The sequence below is a fragment of the Hoeflea ulvae genome (assembly GCF_026619435.1).
In the GTDB taxonomy this organism is placed as follows: Bacteria; Pseudomonadota; Alphaproteobacteria; order Rhizobiales; family Rhizobiaceae; genus Hoeflea; species Hoeflea ulvae.
The window spans coordinates 4349357-4366747 of sequence record NZ_JAOVZQ010000001.1; the positions used below are offsets into that span (position 1 = coordinate 4349357).

Sequence of the window (17391 nt, forward strand, 5' to 3'; positions counted from 1 at the left end):
GGCGACGCAAGTGCTGGTGAGAGCATTGTGATACGGATCGGTCTTGCAGGGCTGCGGGAAGAGAGGAATGCAACGGATGGACGTCAAAGAGATTGCGATGCCGCAAGCGGATCTGTTCGGTGATGATCTGCGTCTGATTTCAGACCGGTGCGCGGACGAGAACCTGCCGGGGCTTCAGCGACTGCTGGAGGTCTACCTCCCCCATTCAGACGAGATCTCGCGCAGCCTCTACACCCGATTGCCCGTGGACGACCGGCCTGATTTCCTGGCTTTTCTCGCCAGGCGCTGGGCCGGCTTCGATCTTGTTCCAGACAGTCGGCTGAGAGCCTATGACGCTACGATTGCCGAAGCCCGCGCCCAACCGGCATCAGCCGTCACCGTCGCGGGACAGCGTTATCTGCGCCGGAATTTTGCGGCCCAGGGCGCCGACATCGATCTGATCGGATATGAGGCAGCGCTCTGTGTTCATACCATTGGCCTCGATCAGTATCGCCACAGAGACTTCTCCGTTGCACCGGGTGACATCGTCATCGACGGCGGTGCCTTCATCGGCGATACCGCTGTCTATTTCCACCATGTGACCGGCCGCCAGTGCCAGATCCACAGTTTCGAATTGCTCTCGGAAAACGCCGCGCTGTTCGAGGCGAACAGGCAGTTGAACAGGATTTCTTCTGACGAGATGGTGCTCAACCGCCTCGCCCTGTCCGACCGCTCGGGTGAAACCATGCGGATTGCCAACACATCCGCACCTGCCGCAGCCCGCGCTTCGACCAACGATGCCGGCGAAGCAATCCAGACCATATCGATCGACGACTATGTCGAAAGCCGCAATCTTGACCGCGTCGACGTGATAAAGCTCGACCTGGAAGGCGGCGACGTTCCTGCCCTGGCTGGAGCACGCGCGACAATCCGCCGTTTCCGCCCGAAACTCGCGCTCTGCCTCTACCACCGCTGGGACGACATCCTGGCGATCCCCGCCTTGATCCATGCCTCCGGCGTGGATTATCGCTTCGTGTTCAAATGGGTGCATCTGCGCGCAGGTTGGGAAGCGATCCTGATGTGTACACCGGTTTCGCCCGCAATCCCTTCGGCCGAGATCGACCAATCATCCCTGCGCGATTGACCGGGGCCGGACCGGTTTACCTTCCCGGCTCGATACAGGCGCCGCAGCCCCCGAACTCGGTGATGTCCTGCGCATCTTCGATCGCTTGTGCTTCGCAGATTTAACCCGGTCGCTAGGTCATCGGAAGCGCGGAAAGTCGCTCCCCGGCAGCGGAAAACTTTGGCAAAATGGTCCGGCAACCGCGAGCCGCCATACCTCTCCCGTCCGCCGTCCGGCAGCCCGGATCGCCTTCCCCCAATACGACGTTCCGCAACACCCTCTCGCACCAGAGCTGCATGGCAAGTTCTTGCCGTCGCGGCCCGGGCACAGATCCGCACCAAGGGTTCAGCCCTGAGACTGTAATATTAAACCAGACTCATTAAGTCTAATTCACAATGTAAGCGTAGCGTAACAAGTAGCTTCGTAATTAATCTTGACAAAAATTGTAACTGATACTTACTCTGAATTGCGTCAAAGACAATGTTTGACACCGTACAATCAGAAGGAGTTGGGAAAATGAAGAAACCGGACATCAGGGTCATGGAAGGCAAAAAAATCGAAATGCGGTTGCCGGTAAAGGATGTCGTGCGGAAAATGTCGCCGGAGGTGCGCAAGCAGGTTCAGGTGGCCGCTGAAAAGCGCGGCATGGAAATCGAGCAATTCGTCCAGGAACAGCTGACGGCACAGCTTGTCGACCAGGACCTGTTCCTGATGACCGCGATTGATTGGGATATCCGCGCCGACAGCAACCCGAGACGCGGCGATGTGCGTGTGGGCGGCGGCATTGGTGGCCGCTTCTGACTGCCTTTCTTCGCAACCGCAATTTGGATGACCGTGGCCCTGTGCCGGAACCGGGACTGACCGATCAGTTCCTTCCGGTTCACCGCGGCATTCAGCCCGCGCGCCGATCTCCCGCAAGGCGGACCATGCCCGGGTAGTGGGCGTGGCGTGAAAAGGGGCGTCCATGGATTTTGCAGATGCAGCACGCTTTTCGTCCTGTGAAGTGGCGCTGGTCGTGCCGCCATTCGCAGATGTGTTCCAGGCCAATCTGGCTTGCCATCTCCTCCAGGCCTGCGCCAAGGACGCCGGTTTCGATGTGAAGATCATCTATGGCAACATGCTGTTCGCCTCGATGGTCGGGCCAAGGGTCTATCGCGAGCTCATCACCGAACGCCTGGCGCTTGAGGCCGTTTTCCGGCGCGCCGCCTTCGGGGCTTTCGACACAGATCTCGACAGACGCCTTGCAAAGTCCGAGGCCTTTCAAAAGGCAGATGCATGTGTGTCCCCCTGGCTCGATGCGATCTCGGCGATCGTCGGGCAAATGGCGCCCCGGATTGTCGGGGCAAGCTGCTCCTTCGAGCAGATCACCTCGAGCATTGCCCTGCTTAAGCGGTGCAAGCATGACTTTCCCGATATCGTCACGCTCATCGGCGGTGCAAATTGCGAGGCGGACATGGCCGAAGGCCTGCTTTCAACCGGCGCCCGCATCGATCACGTCGCCTCGGGGGAGAGCGAGGACACCTTCATCACCCTGCTGCGGCAGATCCTGCGCGAGGGCACTGTCCCTGACCGCATCATCTACGGCAAGCCCTGCATGAAGATGAACGCGCTGCCGCTGCCTGACTATCATGCCTTCTTTGATCAACACGCGCTGTTCCTCGCGGGCAAGGACGGCGCCATCCAGGAGCCTGCCCTGCCCCACGAAAGCAGCCGCGGCTGCTGGTGGGGCGAAAAGCACCATTGCACATTCTGCGGGCTGAACGGCGGAGGCATGGCATTCCGGGAGAAATCCGCCGACAGGATCGTTAGCGAGATCGAGACATTGTTCGAGTGTTATCCGATCAAACAGCTCAACATGACCGACAACATCATGCCGCACCGGTATTTCCAGACGGTGCTGCCGCGGCTGGCCTCAAGCCTGCCGCCTGACGTGACGATCTTTTATGAGCAGAAGGCCAATATCAGCCTGGACAAGGCCCTGCTGCTGCGCGACGCGCATATTACCGAAATCCAACCCGGCATCGAATCCCTGAACACCGACCTGTTGACCCGCATGAACAAGGGCACCACTGCCGCGTTGAACCTGCGGCTGCTGCGGCTGGCGCGGATCCTCAAGATCGACGTGTCGTGGAATCTTCTGGTCGGCTTTCCCGGTGACAGGGCGGAAAGCTACACCGAGATGTTGCAGCTCATGCGCAAGATTCCGCACCTACAGCCGCCCAGTGACTTTGCCTTTCTCCGTCTCGACCGCTTCAGCCCGTATCACGAAAACCCGGCGCATTTCGGGATCGAGAACCTGCGCCCGCAGGAGATCTACCGGCAGCTTTTCCCGCCGCAGACCGATATCGACAAACTCGCATATTATTTTTCCGGCGATTACCAGTCCGGCGCTTTCGAGTGTCCCGACACAATCGAACAGATCAAGGCGGAGGCGAAGACCTGGCACGACCGGTGGCAGAAACGGGGGAAGCCGGCCTTGTCCCTGGCCCATCTTGCCGATGATCTCTACGCCCTGGTCGACACCCGGTTCGAGGGCCGCGGCACCCCTCTGGAGATCATTTCGACGCAGACGGCGCAGGCCGTGATGAACCCGGCGGACAGGATGAGCGCGTCTACGCGCGATTGGCTGTTGCAACGCGACATCGTGGCCGAGCTGGATGGCGCTCTGGTGCCCCTGGCCACCGCTCCTGTTGCACTGTTGCAGCGGTTCTCACGACCGGCGGAAAACCAGACACATGCCGATCTTGATGCACAGCTTCCCGCGGAATGATCCCGCCATGGACCGGAAAGGAGAATGCGCGCCATGCAGATTCAGACAGTTCCCATAGAGACACTGTTGTTGCCCGGTGAATTCGACGCCTATGTCCGCCCCGGCGGGCAGCCGGTGATTGCGCGCGGCTGGATGCATGGCTGGCCCGCGATGGACAAATGGGACTTCTCGTTCTTTCGCGATGTCTATGGCGACGATCCCGTCAAGCTTGCCGCGGATTCAATGAGCAACGAGGCAGCCTTCGTGACCACCATGGCGGCCTATATCGGCTACATCCTGTCGGATGCCACCGGATCGGAACTATCCGCAAAACACGCGGAGATCGGTGCAATACGGCCGTTTTACTGCACCTCCTACAAGCCCTTCGCCCACCATCCCGAGCTCGGAGATGATTTCGCGCTCCCGCCCTTTGCGCTCGACTGGTGGCCATGGATCAACCCGGCGTTCCAGGACGCGCATTTCCCCAACACCCAGGGATGGTTGCTGATCAGCCCAAAGGGGGCCGCATCGCGGATGCATATCGATTCCCACCACACTATCACCTGGCTCGCGCAGGTGCGCGGGCGCAAGACCGCCTATCTGTTTTCGCCGCAAGATTCCGAGGCAGTCTACAAGGGGGCAGTCGACCCGGCCGCGCCGGACTATGCGCGTTTTCCGAAATTTCGGGACGCGACCTGCCACAAATGCACATTGGACCCGGGCGACATGCTCTTTCTGCCGCCGGATTGGTGGCACCATGTCGTCACCGAGGAAAACTCGATCACGGTCAGCCAGAACCTCGTCAACCACACCAATTTCGGGCTCTATATCCGCCGCGCCTATGGCGCGCAATTGCCCGCATTCCTTGCCAGCCTGCCGCCCGACGGGGCAATGCGGTCCGGAGCAGAAGAGGTGTTGCGGGAGGAAATGAGCGATGTCTAGCCGCCCGACAGACCCTGCAGTTGCGGCGCAATGGTCGCTGGAAAAGCTGATTGCCCCCGTGTCGGCCGAGGACTTTTTCTCGACCTATCTGGAGCGCGATTTTCTGCATGCCACGCCGCGAACCGGCCGCTCGCTCGCAACACTGTTCCAGCTCGGCGATCTCGAGAAACTCATTAGCCAGATGCAGGATCCGGACGCCGTCAGGACGACGGGAGGGCGCGGCGGGAACAAGGACGGCCCAAATCCCTCGGCACGCGGAGGTACGCGGATGGGCAGTCTCTATGCCGACTATTCGCGTGGAAAGACCATTGTCGTCAACGGCATCCACCAGAGCTGGGAACCGGTCCGCGACCTGTGCGCCGCACTGACCTCCGATCTGGCGATGGCGCTTCAATGCAATCTCTATGTCACGCCTGCCCATGCACAGGGTCTTGATTGCCATTGGGACGGGCATGACGTGCTGATCCTGCAGGTGGACGGGTCCAAGGACTGGACACTCTACCCGATGATCGACACCCTGTCGGCGCCCGATGATGAGGGAAAGAGTGTCAGCCCCACCGCAGCGCCGCTCATGCAGCTGACGCTGCGCGCCGGAGATGTGCTCTACATGCCGCGCGGAATGCCCCATGTCGCCCGGGCGACGGACGAAACATCCGCGCATCTGACGATCGGCCTGATCGGGGTGACATGGCGCGACCTGATGCAGGCCGCCGTGCATGTCGCAGCCGAGACCCGACAGGACATGCGCCGGGTATTGCCCCCGGACTGGCTGTCAAAGGGCATTGCCGGGCCGTCCCTGCCAATGGCCTACAGGCAAGCCATCGCGGTGCTGGCGGATGAGGATGTGCTGCGCCGCGCCCTGGACCTGGTGGCGGCAAAGGTCATTTCCCAGTGCGCCCGTCCGGTCCAGCAGTCAGTTTCTGTCGCTCGATCTTGCGGATGCGATCACCCTCGACACCCGGGTGACGCGGCCATCGGCAAATCTGGCCCGCTGCGTGACCGGCGACGAGGGCGTCACCCTGCATTTTCCGGGCGGACAGATCACCAGTTCGGACAAGGCCCTGTGGGCGTTCGGTTTCTGTGCCGAAACGCCTGAGTTCCGTGTCCGCGACATTCCCGGATGGTACAGCGACGACGAACGCCTGACACTGGCGAAACAGCTGATACGGGCCGGCATGTATGCCATTTCGCACCTGCCCGAGCCTGCCACCTCAACCGACGCGCCGGCGCAGCCCGTGGCCGGCACAGGATGAGTGCCCCGCGCCATGCGACGCCTCGGGAGCAGGCCGATGGATGACACCCACGCACTCGACGACCAGCGCTACCGGCTCAACCCGCGCCTCAGGCTGACGCAATATGGGGGCGCGTTCTATGCCCATGATGCAGCCCTTGCCCAGGAACCGATGGTGCATATCGCGACCCAGAGGATAGCGGAAGCAGACTTCGCCACGCTTCGCGCGCTCAAGGGGCAAGGCCTGTTCATCGAGCCCGAGACAATGTCGTCCCTCAAGGCCGCGGTTTTGGCACTCGACGCCGATGCGGCAGCGCTTGACCGCTGGATCAAGGCGCGGTTTCTCCTCAGCCACACCTCCCCGGCGCAACAGGTCGAGGCGCGCCTGCTGCAAAGACTGTCGGATGACTTTGCGGCCATGCCGCAGCGCAGGGAATTTTCCGACCTTGAAACCAATCAGAGATTTTTCGCGCCGAATACATTCTTCAACCTGCCGCGCGATGTCGATCCGTCGCGGGCCCATGTCGGCATGATCGGGCTGCCCTTCGCCTCCCTGCCGGTCAGCGCGGGCACCCAGACCGCGCCCGAAGCCTTGCGGCTGCAATCGCGTGCCGTCTCCTGGCTCGATCTGCACAAAAACGGCGCCTATTCGGACATCGTCCTGTCCGGCGGCCGGCCCGGCGTGATCGGCCGGGGCATTGTCGTGCAGGACTGCGGGGATCTGCAAAGCCCGGACGGCACCCCTTGCGGGATGCTGGGCGCCCTTGAAATGCTTCTGGACCGCCTGGCTGACGACACCATTCGCCCGCTTTTTGTCGGCGGTGACCACGCCGTGACCTATCCGGTCATCAAGGCCATGCTCGCACGCGAGCCGCGCCTTGGCCTGCTGCATTTCGATGCGCATAATGACCTGTTTTATCAGGATGCGATCAGCTACAACCACGCGGCCTTCCTGTCCAACCTGATCCGCGACACCGACATCGAAACCGTGGTCTCGCTTGGCCTGCGCACAGCGCTCGACCAGCGCACGCAGGTGATGGACCGGGCCTATGCAAGCCATGGTGTTGGCGCTCGCGTCACATTGCTTCCGCTGATGCGGCTCAAGCAATTGCTGGCCTCCCCGGCCGCGCTGTCCGAGGCGATCGCCGCACTTGCGGGCCGTCCCTACTACATCACGCTTGATCTCGACGTCATGTCCGAAACCGCAATTGCAGGCCAGGTGTCAACGCCCTGCGGGGCCGGACTTGAATGGCACGAACTTCACACGCTGCTCCAGGCGATGTTTGCGCATCTGGATATTTGCGGCGCGGATGTGGTCGAATTCAATCCCGGCAACGGAAAAGCCGGAGGCGCGGCGCGTGCGGTCAACGCCATGCTGGTGCACCTGATCGACGGGCTCGCCAGATCGGACGGCAAGCCACCTGCGCCGGCACGGGACGAGCAAGACGATGCCCCATCAGACCGGCCTTGATCCCGCTGCGGCCCGGGGCGGATTCCTCGGCGAAACCGGAGAACTGCATCTCGCCTGCGCACCTTTCCTCAGACGCGAGAAGACGCCGCAGGGATATCTGGTGCAGGCGCCGATCCTGCAGGAGACGGTCGCACTGGATGCGGAGGACTGGGCCTTTCTCGATCACTTTCGCGGTCTTGAGACGGCCGGCGACGTTGCCGCTCTGCTGCTGTCGGAGGCTCAAAGCGCCGGAAAGTACCAAAGCCAGATGGAGATCTATCTCGGCGTGGAGCGGTTTCGCGCGATGGGGCTGCTGGTTGAAACCCGGTTGATGCCGGTGGCGGAACTTGCCACGCTCCTGCGTCCTGATCCCGGCATGCAGCCGGCATACGGCACGCCCGAAGACCCGGTGGCCATCACAAGGCGCATGGACGGGCGCTGGATCCTGGTGCAGGGCGACAGCGCCGTTCGCGCCGCCTTGCGCAGGCAGGTCCCGCTGCGCGCCAGCATTCTGAGCCATCCAGCGGCGCTGGCCCGGCTTGCCAGCCTGCCGGACGAATTCTTCGGCACGGCGCGCGGCGGGATCCCCTATCAGAGCATCTTTCACGAAGATGTGGAGATCGTGCGCGGGCGCAGGCCGGATCTGCACGAGCGCTTTGCCAAGATCGACCCTGCCGATCTGGTGGGCAAACGAGATCCTCGATCTCGGATGCAACATCGGCATGAACAGTTTCCAGGCGGCGCATCTTGGTGCCCGCGCCGTCCTGGGGCTGGACCTCGCCGCCTTTGCGGCGGCGGGACGGCGGCTCAATCTGTTTTTCGATGCGCCCTGCCGCTTCGAGGCGCAGGATCTCAACCTTGCCCCGGCATCCGTCGAGCCCTTTGACACCATTTTCCTTTTTGCGGTCCTGGGCCATCTGCAGACCCTGGACGGGATCGTGTCGACCATCAGGCGAAGCCGTGCAGGATCCGTCTATGTCGAGACCCATTGCGACCGCCAGGACCAGGGGCAGACAGAGGCGTTCCTGAACCTTGCTTTGTTTGAAACGGTCACGCCCCTGGGCCTGAGCTTCGACAATATCGTGCGCAAGACCCGGTCGAGACAGGTCTACAAATGCCGTATCCGCCCGTGATCCTGTGGCCCGACGCCGACGGCTTTGTCCAGCCCATGGCCAGTCTGGCAGCCATTCAGCCTGCCTGGCGCGCACCGCTCGACGAGATTGCGGCAACCTGCCGAAGCGCCTGCGGAAACAGCTTTCACAGCCTCTATATCCGGGGAAGCGTTGCCCTGGGACAGGCCCGAGACCGGCTGTCGGACATTGATGCCATCCTGCTGTCGGAAGGAAACATGGACACCCTCGACAAGCCCTGGCGTGACCGCCTCGGCGATCGGATCTCTAGATCATGGCCCTTTGTGCAGGAGGTCGAATTGCTGCCGGCGTCGGTTTCAAGCCTGCGCCAGTCGGACAAGCTGTGCGCGCTGTTGAAGACCCAGTCGGTCTGTTATGCGGGGGCGGATGTGACGGCGCACTTGCAGCCGCGGCGACTCGGCCTTGACCTGGTGTTCGAAGGCTGGAGCCTGCCCAACGACATAGCGCTGGCCCGCAAGCTGCAGACGACGCCGAAGGCGGGCAAGGCCAGGTCCTGGATGGCCAGGAAAATCCTGCGCAGCAGCTTCGAACTGGTGATGTGCGAGGCGGGTTGCTACACACGCGACCTTTCCGCCTGCCGCGCCTGTTTCCTGCGCGTCCACCCGGACCAGGCGCCCATGCTGAACGCCGCCTTCGACCTGGCACTCGGCCGGATTTCAGAGCAACCCGTCTTTGCCGCCCTCGCCGATTTCGGCACCGGCTGGCTCTACCCGGAAATCTGCCGGACCTACGGCGCCGACCTCATCACCCGCAATGCAAGCTCTGCTGTCACTGGCGCCCCGTGACCCCATCTACCATCAACACCGCCGTTCTTGCGCGGTGTGCGAGATCCAGAATTCATGCGCCGAACCGCTGTTGGCGTTGACGCCCTGATCGCTTCCCCGATCCGCGAGACGCTGCGCATGTCCACGCGGCTTCCGTCACCTTGCGGCGTCACCACCAGCACAACATCATCGGCAAGATAGAAGACCAAGGTGCGCACGGTTGCCTCAAGCCGGTGACGCTCCGCATCCGCGGCGACGATTTCCCAGCCCATGTCCTGTGCGACCGCCAGTGCGCGTTGACACGCTGCATCCGCGGGCAGTTCCGTCTCCAGCGGCGCGATGTCGGGATAGGTGGCTTTCTGCGCTATGGAAATCAAAGGATTGATTGATTTGCTGGCTGAAGTCGCCAATCGGACTTCGCACGCCCCGAAGTTGGGGGGATTTTTGGTAGCGGGAGAGGGACTTGAACCCCCGACACGCGGATTATGATTCCGCTGCTCTAACCAGCTGAGCTACCCCGCCGCCAGCCGCCGAAATTGATCGGGCCGGACGGGCGGCATATAAGGTGCGGCTTGCATCACTGTCAAGCAGGCATCGGGCTTTTCTCGCCTGTTTGTCGACATAGTTTGCCGGCGCCGGCGGCAGGCCTGCCCCGGCCCGGGTTTTGCCGTCCGCACCATCTGCATTTTGCCGGTACCGGCGCGCCGTTAGCAAGCCCCAAGGGCTGCTGGCTGACAGCGGCATGGCCTCGTCGGGCCTGCAGGCAGATATGCGCGCTGCGGTGCTTGCCCGCGGACGGACATAGCTCCGGTCCTGCCCTGCCAGCAGATATGCACGCTGCGTGGTCTGCCCGCGCCCGGACCTAAGCCGCGGCCCTGCCCTGCCGCCGCGTGGAGCAACGCGTGGTCTGCCCGCGCCCGGACCTAAGCCGTGGCCCTGTCCTGTCGCGCGCCAGTTCCCTGCCTTCGCCCGGCGTGCACCAGCGCCTTGCCTTGCCTCGGCGCGGCATCGGGTCTAATCCATGGCGCAAAGATCACGAGAAAGCACAGGACCAGCCATGCAAAGCGCTCTGCCCCCCAGGATTGCCGTCGTCGGCTGCGGTTATTGGGGATCCAACCATGCCCGCACATTCGCCGAACTCGGCGCGCTCCACGCTGTGTCCGACCGCCATCGGGACCGGGCCGACACACTGGCGGCCACCCATGGCGTCAAGGCCATGGCGTTCGACGCGGTGCTCGCCGATCCGGAGATCGACGGCGTGGTTCTGGCCCTGCCGCCGCATTACCATGCCGACCAGGCGATCGCGGTGCTGGAAGCCGGCAAGCATCTGCTGGTGGAAAAGCCCATTGCCCTGTCGGTGGCCGACGCCCGCCGGGTGGTGGACGCGGCCAAAAAGGCCGGCAGGGTGGCTATGACCGGCCATGTGCTGCGCTTCCATCCGGCCTTCGAGGCGCTCGAGGCGATGATTGCCGCAGGCGAGCTCGGCGCCATCCGCTACATCCATTCCCATCGGGTCGGACTTGGCAAGTTCCACGCCGAAAACGACGCGCTGTGGGACATCGCCCCGCATGACCTGTCGCTGATCCTGGCGCTGACCGGCGAAAAGCCGGTCAATGTCCGCGGCGTCGGCTCGGCCATGCTCAACCGGCTGTCGGATTTTGCCCATCTGCACCTGCAGTTCCCCAGCGGCGTGCGCAGCCATGTCTTCGCCTCGCGGCTCAATCCCTACCGCGAACGCAAGCTCACGGTGATCGGCTCAAAGGCCATGGCGGTGTTTGACGATGTCGCGCCCTGGAACCAGAAGCTGGCGATTTTCCACCACAAGGTCTGGGAAGACGACAATGGCTGGCAGTCGGAAATGGTGGATCCCGACTATGTCGACATCCCTGACGGCATGCCGCTGACACGCGAATGCGAGCATTTTCTCGATTGCATCCGCACCGGCGCCGCCCCGCGCACGCCGGTATCGGACGGCCTTGCCGTCATCGAGATCCTGTCGGAAGGCACCGTGCGCCACGATTGATCCGGCGCCGCGTCGCGCCGCCTCTGCAGCCGCGTCAGGGCCTGCAGCAGCCCCGCCTCAGGCGGCCGGCTGCAGCAGGCTCGACAACAGCGCCTGGGCTTCAGGCGAGCGCTCCGAGCGGTCTATGAAGCCGCCGCCGAGCACCCGGGCCTCGTCGCCCGGCGCCGAATAGAGCACGCAGGCCTGGCCCGGCGCCACGCCGGCCTCGCCATCGACCAGTTCCACCGAGATCTCGCCGTCGATTGCGCGCAGGATTGCCGGCTTCGGCGGCCGGGTCGAACGCACCTTGGCAAAACATTCAAATCCGTCGGCGCCGCTGGCTTCAAGCGGCGCATCGCCGAGCCAGTTGACATCGCGCAGCACCACACGGCGCGTCTCCAGCGCCTCGCGCGGACCGACGATCACCCGCCGCGAGCGGGCGTCGAGATGGACCACATAAAGCGGATCGCCAATGGCCACGCCGATGCCGCGGCGCTGGCCGATGGTGTAGTGCACGATACCGGGATGCTCGCCCAGCACCCGGCCGTCCATATGGACAATCTCGCCGGCCAGCGCAGAATTGGGCCGCAGCTTCTCGATGACATTGGCATATTTGCCCAGCGGCACGAAGCAGATGTCCTGGCTGTCGGCCTTCTTGGCCACGCCCAGGCCCATTTCTTCCGCCAGCTCGCGGGTGCGGGCCTTGGACAGCTCCCCCAGCGGAAAGCGCAGATAATCCAGCTGGTCCTGGGTGGTGGCAAACAGGAAATAGCTCTGGTCGCGCTCCGCATCGACCGGGCGGAACAGCGCCCGCCGGCCCGGATTGTCCGGCGAGGGATTGGCGCGTGAGCGGATGTAATGCCCGGTCGCCAGCGCATCGGCGCCGAGATCGCGCGCGGTAGCCAGCAGATCGGCGAACTTGACCGTCTGGTTGCAGGCAACACAGGGGATCGGCGTTTCGCCGGCGACATAGCTCTCGGCGAAGGGGTTGATCACCGCCTCGCGGAAGCGCTTTTCATAATCAAGCACATAATGCGGGATGCGGAGCGTTTCGCAGACCCGCCGCGCATCGTCGATATCCTGGCCGGCGCAGCAGGATCCGGCCCGGTGCACCGCAGCACCGTGGTCATAGAGCTGCAGCGTCACGCCGAGCACATCATAGCCCTGCCGCGCGAGAATGCCCGCCACAACGGAGCTGTCGACGCCGCCCGACATGGCAACCACCACCCGCGTGTCGCGGGGTTCTTTGTCAAAATCTAGACTGTTCACTGTCATCCCCGGCATTCAACAGCGTTCAAGGCGCTGATCAAGCGGTTGCAAGATATCCATTCAGGACACCCCCTTTATAGGGTTTGCGGCGATCTGCAACAAGATGCCGGATGGACGCACCGCACCTGTGCCAAATCTTACCAAATCATTGCCGCACCCTTAGGCAAATTTTAAACCCCCACCTGTAGGGTCCGGTGCATAGGTCTTGAGTATGTAAGAGAGTCCAATGACCGATATGGTACGACCCCGCGTCAAATATGTGATCGGCCCCGACGGGAGCCCGTTGACGATCGCTGATTTGCCACCCGCCAACACCCGTCGATGGGTCATAAGGCGAAAAGCTGAAGTGGTTGCCGCTGTTCGCGGCGGCCTTCTCAGCCTCGAAGAGGCCTGCGAGCGCTATACGCTGACAGTTGAGGAATTCCTCTCCTGGCAGTCGTCCATCAGCGACTACGGCCTTGCTGGCCTGCGCACGACGCGCATCCAGCAATACCGGCATTAGACCGCCATGCGTCCGCTCGGACGTGCAATGGAAGCCGCCTTTCCTTGAATTCAGCCCATAGCCTGTGTGACCCGGTTTTCGCCTGGCCGCATCGGCAATGATCTGCCCAAGTGGCTTAACTGTTGTCTGAAAATCCAGGCATTCGGCAATGGATGCCGCCCGGTCCGGACCGGGATCCCGCCATAGGCAGGGTCCCGGTTCTGGTCGCGGTGTGCGATCAGGCCCCGGCAGCCTTGCCATGCCTGCTGGCAAGCCCGTGCGCCAGCGCTGCCATCAGCGCCGATCCGGCGTAAAACCACAGTCCCGGCTGTGAAAAGGCCTCGGCGATGCCGCCGGTCTTGGCGGCGACGATCACCAGCGCCACCAGCACGACATCCATCAGCGACCAGCGGCTGAGATGCGGCACCAGCCGCATTGCCAGGCCGGACCGGTTTTCAATGCCCACCGCCTCGGCCATGATCGCCATCAGCTTGATCACCGGAAACACGACCGAAACCAGCGCCACCACCACGGCCAGCACCGGATCTCCGCCTGTCCACAAGGCCGCCACGACGCCCAGCAGCGATGGCGACTGGTTGAAAAAATACAATGTTTCGAACCGCACCAGCGGCAAGATGAGTCCCAGGCCGAAAAACAACGGCGCCAGCACCAGGGCTGCCGCGAGCACCAAACGCATTCCACACACTCCCCGGAAAACCCTTTTCGCGCCCGGTCCGGCGCGCCAGTCTGCACTGGACGGGCTCGACCCGCTGACGCGAACAGGACTTGCCCGCAACGCCTGCAGCGTCACATATTCGCTCGGCCGCGCAAAGCTGGCTGTAGCAGTTTGGCACGATGCATGTAAGCATGAAGCATGCAAGCCGGGTCCGGAAAAATCCCGGCTGGACACGGGCCTCGGCAGCGAGCCCGCCGGTGGCCGGCCGCGCGATCGGCCATTGACTATCGACAGGGAGTGAAACCATGGACATCGTTGATGAAGCCGGCCCCAGCGGCGGTCGCTACATTGCGCGCCTTGACGGCGTCGAGGCCGAAATGACCTTTTCCCGTGCATCGCCGCAGCTCGTCATCATCGATCACACCGGCGTGCCGGATTCCCTGCGGGGCAAGGGCGTCGGTCAGGCCCTGGCGCTTCACGCCATCGAGGCGGCGCGCGCCGGCGGCTGGAAAATCATCCCGCTTTGCCCCTTCTTCAAGGCCCAGGCCCAGCGAAATCCGGATTGGCGGGATGTGGTCGTATAGACGATCCCGCCCTGCCCCGGGCAAGGCCGTTCGGAACAGCGGATCCGCAGGCCCGCGGATCCGCAGGCCCGGTCGGGCCGGCCTGCACGCAAAAGCACCTGCGACCGGCCAGATGACCGGTCGCAGGCGATTGCAGGCATCAATGAATGTCGTGTTCCAGTGAGATCACCCGAACACGACATGCATTCATTCAGACTGCCCGGTTCGACCGATGTCCGGCATCACGCTCTTCAAGCGCGGTTGCCTTGTCGAACTCAGCCTGCGCCTCTTCGAGCGCCAGTTCAGCCGCATCAAGCTGCACCTTCAATTCCTTGATTGAGGTTTGCAGATTGTCGGATCGCTGGCGCGCCGCCTTGGCGAAGGTCGGATAGGCGAAATGGGAAGGATCGGTGTTACCCGCCTTCTTTTCCTCGGCGATGATCTGGTACTCCAGTTCGGCCGCCATCTTTTCCATTTCTGCCATCATCAGCTGGATCTGGCCCAGTTGACGGGTTTTTTCGTTGACCTGAAACTGTTTCAGGCGAACATGGCTCTCACGCGACTTCATACGCAATACTCCCGTGATGCGAGATCCCGGTTGGTGAAACTCGATACTCTGGCGAATTCACCAGTCCCGATTTGCAAATAATGACCGCAGCGTTAACTTTTTATCCACAGCGGTAACCATTCGTTTACGGGCATCATTAATAATAGCCGTCATGGTTTAAGGCGGAGTAAACGGGAACAATGATTTTTTCCGGCCTTTTTTCCAGAGTCCTTTGAATCACTTGGGTCGGTTTCGTGAAGTGTCACTTCAAGAAATCCAAGAGAATTTTTGGGAATGAAATCATGAGTTTGCCAGTGAAAATTAACATTGTGATAGTGGTTGCATAACCTGATCAGAATTTGTTAACCATTCCGTGGCAGCCTCCAAATCAGGCAACAACTGGATCCGTATAGCGTAAGTGGATCTCGAAACCTTGCGGCGGCGGAAAAGGGGATTAAAAAATGCGGGTTCTATTGATCGAGGATGACAGCGCGACCGCGCAGAGCATCGAACTGATGCTGAAGTCCGAAAGCTTCAACGTGTACACCACGGATCTGGGCGAAGAGGGCGTCGACCTCGGCAAACTGTACGACTACGACATCATTCTGCTGGACCTCAACCTGCCGGACATGTCCGGTTACGAGGTTTTGCGCACTCTCAGGCTTTCCAAGGTGAAGACACCGATCCTGATCCTGTCCGGCATGGCCGGAATCGAGGACAAGGTTCGCGGTCTCGGCTTCGGCGCCGATGATTACATGACCAAGCCGTTCCACAAGGACGAACTTGTTGCACGCATTCACGCCATCGTGCGCCGTTCGAAGGGCCATGCCCAGTCGGTCATCACCACCGGTGACCTGGTCGTCAATCTCGATGCCAAGACCGTGGAAGTCGGTTCGCAGCGCGTGCATCTGACCGGCAAGGAATACCAGATGCTGGAGCTGCTCTCGCTTCGCAAGGGCACGACGCTGACCAAGGAAATGTTCCTCAACCATCTCTATGGCGGAATGGACGAGCCGGAACTGAAGATCATCGACGTCTTCATCTGCAAATTGCGCAAGAAGCTCGCCACATCGGCAGGCGGCAAGAACTACATCGAAACGGTGTGGGGCCGCGGCTATGTTCTGCGCGAGCCGGAAGAAAACCAGATTCTCGAAAGCGCCTGAACTTCCTCCCTTTTTCAGGACTGCAACGAACAAGAACCCGCCTTTGTCAGGCGGGTTTTTTCATGGCTCAAGCGCGTGCGGAGAACAGTTCGGCATCCGGGATGCCGGCGTCAGGCGACGGCTGCCGCATAGGGCGCGAAGGCTTCGGTCAGGCTGCGCCGGTCAAAAGGCTTGAGCAGGAAATCATCCGCGCCCGCCCGTTTGCCGGCCATCATCTGCTTGAATTCCTTCTCGATCATCAGATAGTGGATCCGGACAGAATCACCGCCCTCCATCTGACGCACCGAGGCAATCAGGTCCAGGGCGCCGGTCATGCCGGCATCCACGCACAGCACATCGGGAAGCTGTGCATCGCACATGATCATGGCTTCGCCGGAATTTGACGCTTCTATCACGAGATAATCCAGCCCGCTGAGGATGCGCTTGGCAACCTTGCAGATAACGGCAGAATCATCGGCGATCATAAAGCGGCGCATGGCAGCCTCCCTTGGCTTCTTCCAGACCAACCCGGAACGGATCCGGTATTGTTGAGATGAAGTCTATTCCAAGGGAGCAAAGATTCCGTAATCAGACAGGCTTAACGGAGCGTTTCCGCCATGGCCTAAGCCGTCTCAGGCGGCGGCTGGGCGTTGCGCGGTAAACACCACTTCGTCCGCATTCGCCGAGCACGACAGCTCCAGTCCGGCTTCGTCGGCCAGCAGCACCGTGTAATAGGGCTGGATGGAATGGGCATCGACAGCTTCTTCCATTTCGCCCGAATAGATCTCGAGGAATTTCGGCGGCACCCGCACCATGCGGCCGCGGCAGGCCAGGCGGAAGCGCGGATCGGTTTCCGGCGTTTCAACCGTCACATCGATCTCGCCACCGCGCGGGATCGCGCCATAGGCAACCAGGAACAGGTTGAGCAGCAGTTTCACCTGGTTTTTCGGGATGATGGCGCGCGGACCGTTCCAGTTGACTTCGGTTTTCTTGTCGGCCGAGACATAGTCGATCACGGCTTTTTCGGCCTCGCCGGTGTCGATCGATGCGCCAACCGAGCCGGATGCGCCAAAGGCGAGCCGGGCAAATTTCAGCCGCACCGAGGCGTTGAGCGCGCTGGTGCGAATGAGATCCATCGCATCGGCGTCGGCGCCGCCCTCATCGAGCAGTTCGAGACCATTGTTGATCGCTCCGACGGGAGAAATGATGTCATGGCAAACACGGCTGCACAAAAGCGCGGCAAGGTCCGGTCCTGCCAAAGTCAGATTGAGGTTCTTCGACATAAAATTCTCCTCTTTGCGCCCCACGCCGAATCAGCGCGG

Annotated in this window: 19 protein-coding genes, 1 tRNA gene and 1 pseudogene; 13 read left to right on the forward strand and 8 right to left on the reverse strand. The window is 61.9% G+C overall.

What is annotated here, in order from left to right; genetic code table 11:
- The first annotated feature begins 76 nt into the window (after positions 1 to 76).
- The 6 genes from OEG82_RS20670 (at position 77) to OEG82_RS20695 (ending at position 7495) form a co-directional block, all read left to right on the forward strand.
- Positions 77 to 1123: an FkbM family methyltransferase gene (locus OEG82_RS20670; protein ID WP_267614234.1), complete on the forward strand. Its 1047-nt coding sequence runs from the start codon at positions 77 to 79 to the stop codon at positions 1121 to 1123.
- A 459-nt stretch (positions 1124 to 1582) separates the two neighbouring features.
- Positions 1583 to 1903, forward strand: a complete 321-nt coding sequence (locus OEG82_RS20675; protein ID WP_267614235.1) for a hypothetical protein — start codon at positions 1583 to 1585, stop codon at positions 1901 to 1903.
- A gap of 163 nt (positions 1904 to 2066) precedes the next feature.
- The gene (locus tag OEG82_RS20680; protein WP_267614236.1) at positions 2067 to 3872 is read left to right on the forward strand and encodes a RiPP maturation radical SAM C-methyltransferase; all 1806 of its coding nucleotides are present in this window, start codon (positions 2067 to 2069) and stop codon (positions 3870 to 3872) included.
- Between the two features lie 33 nt (positions 3873 to 3905).
- The gene (locus OEG82_RS20685) at positions 3906 to 4793 is read left to right on the forward strand and encodes a cupin-like domain-containing protein (RefSeq protein ID WP_267614237.1); all 888 of its coding nucleotides are present in this window, start codon (positions 3906 to 3908) and stop codon (positions 4791 to 4793) included.
- Positions 4786 to 5889 carry a JmjC domain-containing protein gene (locus OEG82_RS20690; protein WP_267614238.1) on the forward strand — a complete coding sequence of 368 codons (1104 nt, stop codon included), beginning with the start codon at positions 4786 to 4788 and terminating at the stop codon, positions 5887 to 5889. The genes OEG82_RS20685 and OEG82_RS20690 overlap by 8 nt, the downstream gene beginning before the upstream one ends.
- A 193-nt stretch (positions 5890 to 6082) precedes the next feature.
- Positions 6083 to 7495 (forward strand): arginase family protein, encoded by a 1413-nt coding sequence (locus OEG82_RS20695; RefSeq protein WP_267614239.1) that lies wholly within the window; start codon positions 6083 to 6085, stop codon positions 7493 to 7495.
- On the opposite strand, the gene OEG82_RS24330 is transcribed toward OEG82_RS20695, so the two are convergent.
- Complete coding sequence (locus tag OEG82_RS24330; protein ID WP_267614240.1) at positions 7389 to 8198, reverse strand: hypothetical protein; 810 nt, start codon at positions 8196 to 8198, stop codon at positions 7389 to 7391. The two genes, OEG82_RS20695 and OEG82_RS24330, sit on opposite strands and share 107 nt — an antisense overlap.
- Here OEG82_RS24330 and OEG82_RS24335 point away from each other — a divergent pair.
- The 3 genes and pseudogenes from OEG82_RS24335 to OEG82_RS20710 all read left to right on the forward strand — a co-directional run.
- Positions 8197 to 8409 (forward strand): annotated as a pseudogene (locus OEG82_RS24335) (class I SAM-dependent methyltransferase); the annotation flags it as partial. The gene OEG82_RS24330 and the pseudogene OEG82_RS24335 sit on opposite strands and share 2 nt — an antisense overlap.
- A gap of 3 nt (positions 8410 to 8412) precedes the next feature.
- The gene (locus OEG82_RS24250; RefSeq protein ID WP_324288972.1) at positions 8413 to 8607 is read left to right on the forward strand and encodes a hypothetical protein; all 195 of its coding nucleotides are present in this window, start codon (positions 8413 to 8415) and stop codon (positions 8605 to 8607) included.
- Positions 8589 to 9410 carry a hypothetical protein gene (locus OEG82_RS20710; protein ID WP_267614242.1) on the forward strand — a complete coding sequence of 274 codons (822 nt, stop codon included), beginning with the start codon at positions 8589 to 8591 and terminating at the stop codon, positions 9408 to 9410. Before OEG82_RS24250 ends, OEG82_RS20710 begins: the two co-directional genes overlap by 19 nt.
- Here the strand turns inward: OEG82_RS20710 and OEG82_RS20715 are convergent.
- Positions 9353 to 9799 (reverse strand): DUF1499 domain-containing protein, encoded by a 447-nt coding sequence (locus OEG82_RS20715; RefSeq protein ID WP_267614243.1) that lies wholly within the window; start codon positions 9797 to 9799, stop codon positions 9353 to 9355. The two genes, OEG82_RS20710 and OEG82_RS20715, sit on opposite strands and share 58 nt — an antisense overlap.
- A 35-nt stretch (positions 9800 to 9834) precedes the next feature.
- Positions 9835 to 9911: transfer RNA gene (locus tag OEG82_RS20720), tRNA-Met, on the reverse strand.
- Between the two features lie 547 nt (positions 9912 to 10458).
- Between OEG82_RS20720 and OEG82_RS20725 the strand changes: the two genes are divergently transcribed.
- The gene (locus OEG82_RS20725) at positions 10459 to 11412 is read left to right on the forward strand and encodes a Gfo/Idh/MocA family protein (protein WP_267615027.1); all 954 of its coding nucleotides are present in this window, start codon (positions 10459 to 10461) and stop codon (positions 11410 to 11412) included.
- A 57-nt stretch (positions 11413 to 11469) separates the two neighbouring features.
- Here the strand turns inward: OEG82_RS20725 and mnmA are convergent, their stop codons facing one another.
- Positions 11470 to 12660 (reverse strand): tRNA 2-thiouridine(34) synthase MnmA, encoded by a 1191-nt coding sequence (gene mnmA / locus OEG82_RS20730; RefSeq protein WP_267614244.1) that lies wholly within the window; start codon positions 12658 to 12660, stop codon positions 11470 to 11472.
- A gap of 226 nt (positions 12661 to 12886) precedes the next feature.
- Here mnmA and sciP point away from each other — a divergent pair, with 226 nt between their 5' ends.
- Positions 12887 to 13162, forward strand: coding sequence for a CtrA inhibitor SciP (gene sciP / locus OEG82_RS20735; RefSeq protein WP_047028868.1), 276 nt, complete (start codon positions 12887 to 12889; stop codon positions 13160 to 13162).
- A gap of 217 nt (positions 13163 to 13379) precedes the next feature.
- Here sciP and OEG82_RS20740 read toward each other — a convergent pair whose 3' ends face one another.
- Positions 13380 to 13838, reverse strand: a complete 459-nt coding sequence (locus OEG82_RS20740) for a paraquat-inducible protein A (protein ID WP_267614245.1) — start codon at positions 13836 to 13838, stop codon at positions 13380 to 13382.
- Between the two features lie 284 nt (positions 13839 to 14122).
- On the opposite strand from OEG82_RS20740, the gene OEG82_RS20745 reads away from it, so the two are divergent.
- Positions 14123 to 14401 carry a GNAT family N-acetyltransferase gene (locus OEG82_RS20745; RefSeq protein WP_267614246.1) on the forward strand — a complete coding sequence of 93 codons (279 nt, stop codon included), beginning with the start codon at positions 14123 to 14125 and terminating at the stop codon, positions 14399 to 14401.
- A gap of 190 nt (positions 14402 to 14591) precedes the next feature.
- Here the strand turns inward: OEG82_RS20745 and OEG82_RS20750 are convergent, their stop codons facing one another.
- Positions 14592 to 14948: a flagellar export protein FliJ gene (locus tag OEG82_RS20750; protein WP_267614247.1), complete on the reverse strand. Its 357-nt coding sequence runs from the start codon at positions 14946 to 14948 to the stop codon at positions 14592 to 14594.
- 440 nt (positions 14949 to 15388) lie between these two features.
- Between OEG82_RS20750 and ctrA the strand changes: the two genes are divergently transcribed.
- Complete coding sequence (gene ctrA, locus OEG82_RS20755) at positions 15389 to 16090, forward strand: response regulator transcription factor CtrA (RefSeq protein WP_267614248.1); 702 nt, start codon at positions 15389 to 15391, stop codon at positions 16088 to 16090.
- A gap of 110 nt (positions 16091 to 16200) precedes the next feature.
- Here ctrA and OEG82_RS20760 read toward each other — a convergent pair whose 3' ends face one another.
- Together OEG82_RS20760 and chpT are read right to left on the reverse strand one after the other, a co-directional pair.
- A complete protein-coding gene (locus OEG82_RS20760; protein ID WP_267614249.1) occupies positions 16201 to 16566 on the reverse strand; it encodes a response regulator in 366 nt (121 codons plus the stop codon).
- A gap of 135 nt (positions 16567 to 16701) precedes the next feature.
- On the reverse strand, positions 16702 to 17352 hold the full coding sequence (gene chpT, locus OEG82_RS20765) for a histidine phosphotransferase ChpT (protein WP_267614250.1): 651 nt from the start codon (positions 17350 to 17352) through the stop codon (positions 16702 to 16704).
- Between the last annotated feature and the right edge of the window lie 39 nt (positions 17353 to 17391).

What these genes read in the sequence shown, in the direction of transcription:
- OEG82_RS20670 (WP_267614234.1), top strand. Translation starts at nt 77, where the DNA reads ATGGACGTCAAAGAGATTGCGATGCCGCAAGCGGATCTGTTCGGTGAT.
- OEG82_RS20675 (WP_267614235.1), top strand. Translation starts at nt 1,583, where the DNA reads ATGTTTGACACCGTACAATCAGAAGGAGTTGGGAAAATGAAGAAACCG.
- OEG82_RS20680 (WP_267614236.1), top strand. Translation starts at nt 2,067, where the DNA reads ATGGATTTTGCAGATGCAGCACGCTTTTCGTCCTGTGAAGTGGCGCTG.
- OEG82_RS20685 (WP_267614237.1), top strand. Translation starts at nt 3,906, where the DNA reads ATGCAGATTCAGACAGTTCCCATAGAGACACTGTTGTTGCCCGGTGAA.
- OEG82_RS20690 (WP_267614238.1), top strand. Translation starts at nt 4,786, where the DNA reads ATGTCTAGCCGCCCGACAGACCCTGCAGTTGCGGCGCAATGGTCGCTG.
- OEG82_RS20695 (WP_267614239.1), top strand. Translation starts at nt 6,083, where the DNA reads ATGGATGACACCCACGCACTCGACGACCAGCGCTACCGGCTCAACCCG.
- OEG82_RS24330 (WP_267614240.1), bottom strand. Translation starts at nt 8,198, where the DNA reads ATGCCGATGTTGCATCCGAGATCGAGGATCTCGTTTGCCCACCAGATC.
- OEG82_RS20710 (WP_267614242.1), top strand. Translation starts at nt 8,589, where the DNA reads ATGCCGTATCCGCCCGTGATCCTGTGGCCCGACGCCGACGGCTTTGTC.
- sciP (WP_047028868.1), top strand. Translation starts at nt 12,887, where the DNA reads ATGACCGATATGGTACGACCCCGCGTCAAATATGTGATCGGCCCCGAC.
- OEG82_RS20740 (WP_267614245.1), bottom strand. Translation starts at nt 13,838, where the DNA reads ATGCGTTTGGTGCTCGCGGCAGCCCTGGTGCTGGCGCCGTTGTTTTTC.
- OEG82_RS20745 (WP_267614246.1), top strand. Translation starts at nt 14,123, where the DNA reads ATGGACATCGTTGATGAAGCCGGCCCCAGCGGCGGTCGCTACATTGCG.
- OEG82_RS20750 (WP_267614247.1), bottom strand. Translation starts at nt 14,948, where the DNA reads ATGAAGTCGCGTGAGAGCCATGTTCGCCTGAAACAGTTTCAGGTCAAC.
- ctrA (WP_267614248.1), top strand. Translation starts at nt 15,389, where the DNA reads ATGCGGGTTCTATTGATCGAGGATGACAGCGCGACCGCGCAGAGCATC.
- OEG82_RS20760 (WP_267614249.1), bottom strand. Translation starts at nt 16,566, where the DNA reads ATGCGCCGCTTTATGATCGCCGATGATTCTGCCGTTATCTGCAAGGTT.
- chpT (WP_267614250.1), bottom strand. Translation starts at nt 17,352, where the DNA reads ATGTCGAAGAACCTCAATCTGACTTTGGCAGGACCGGACCTTGCCGCG.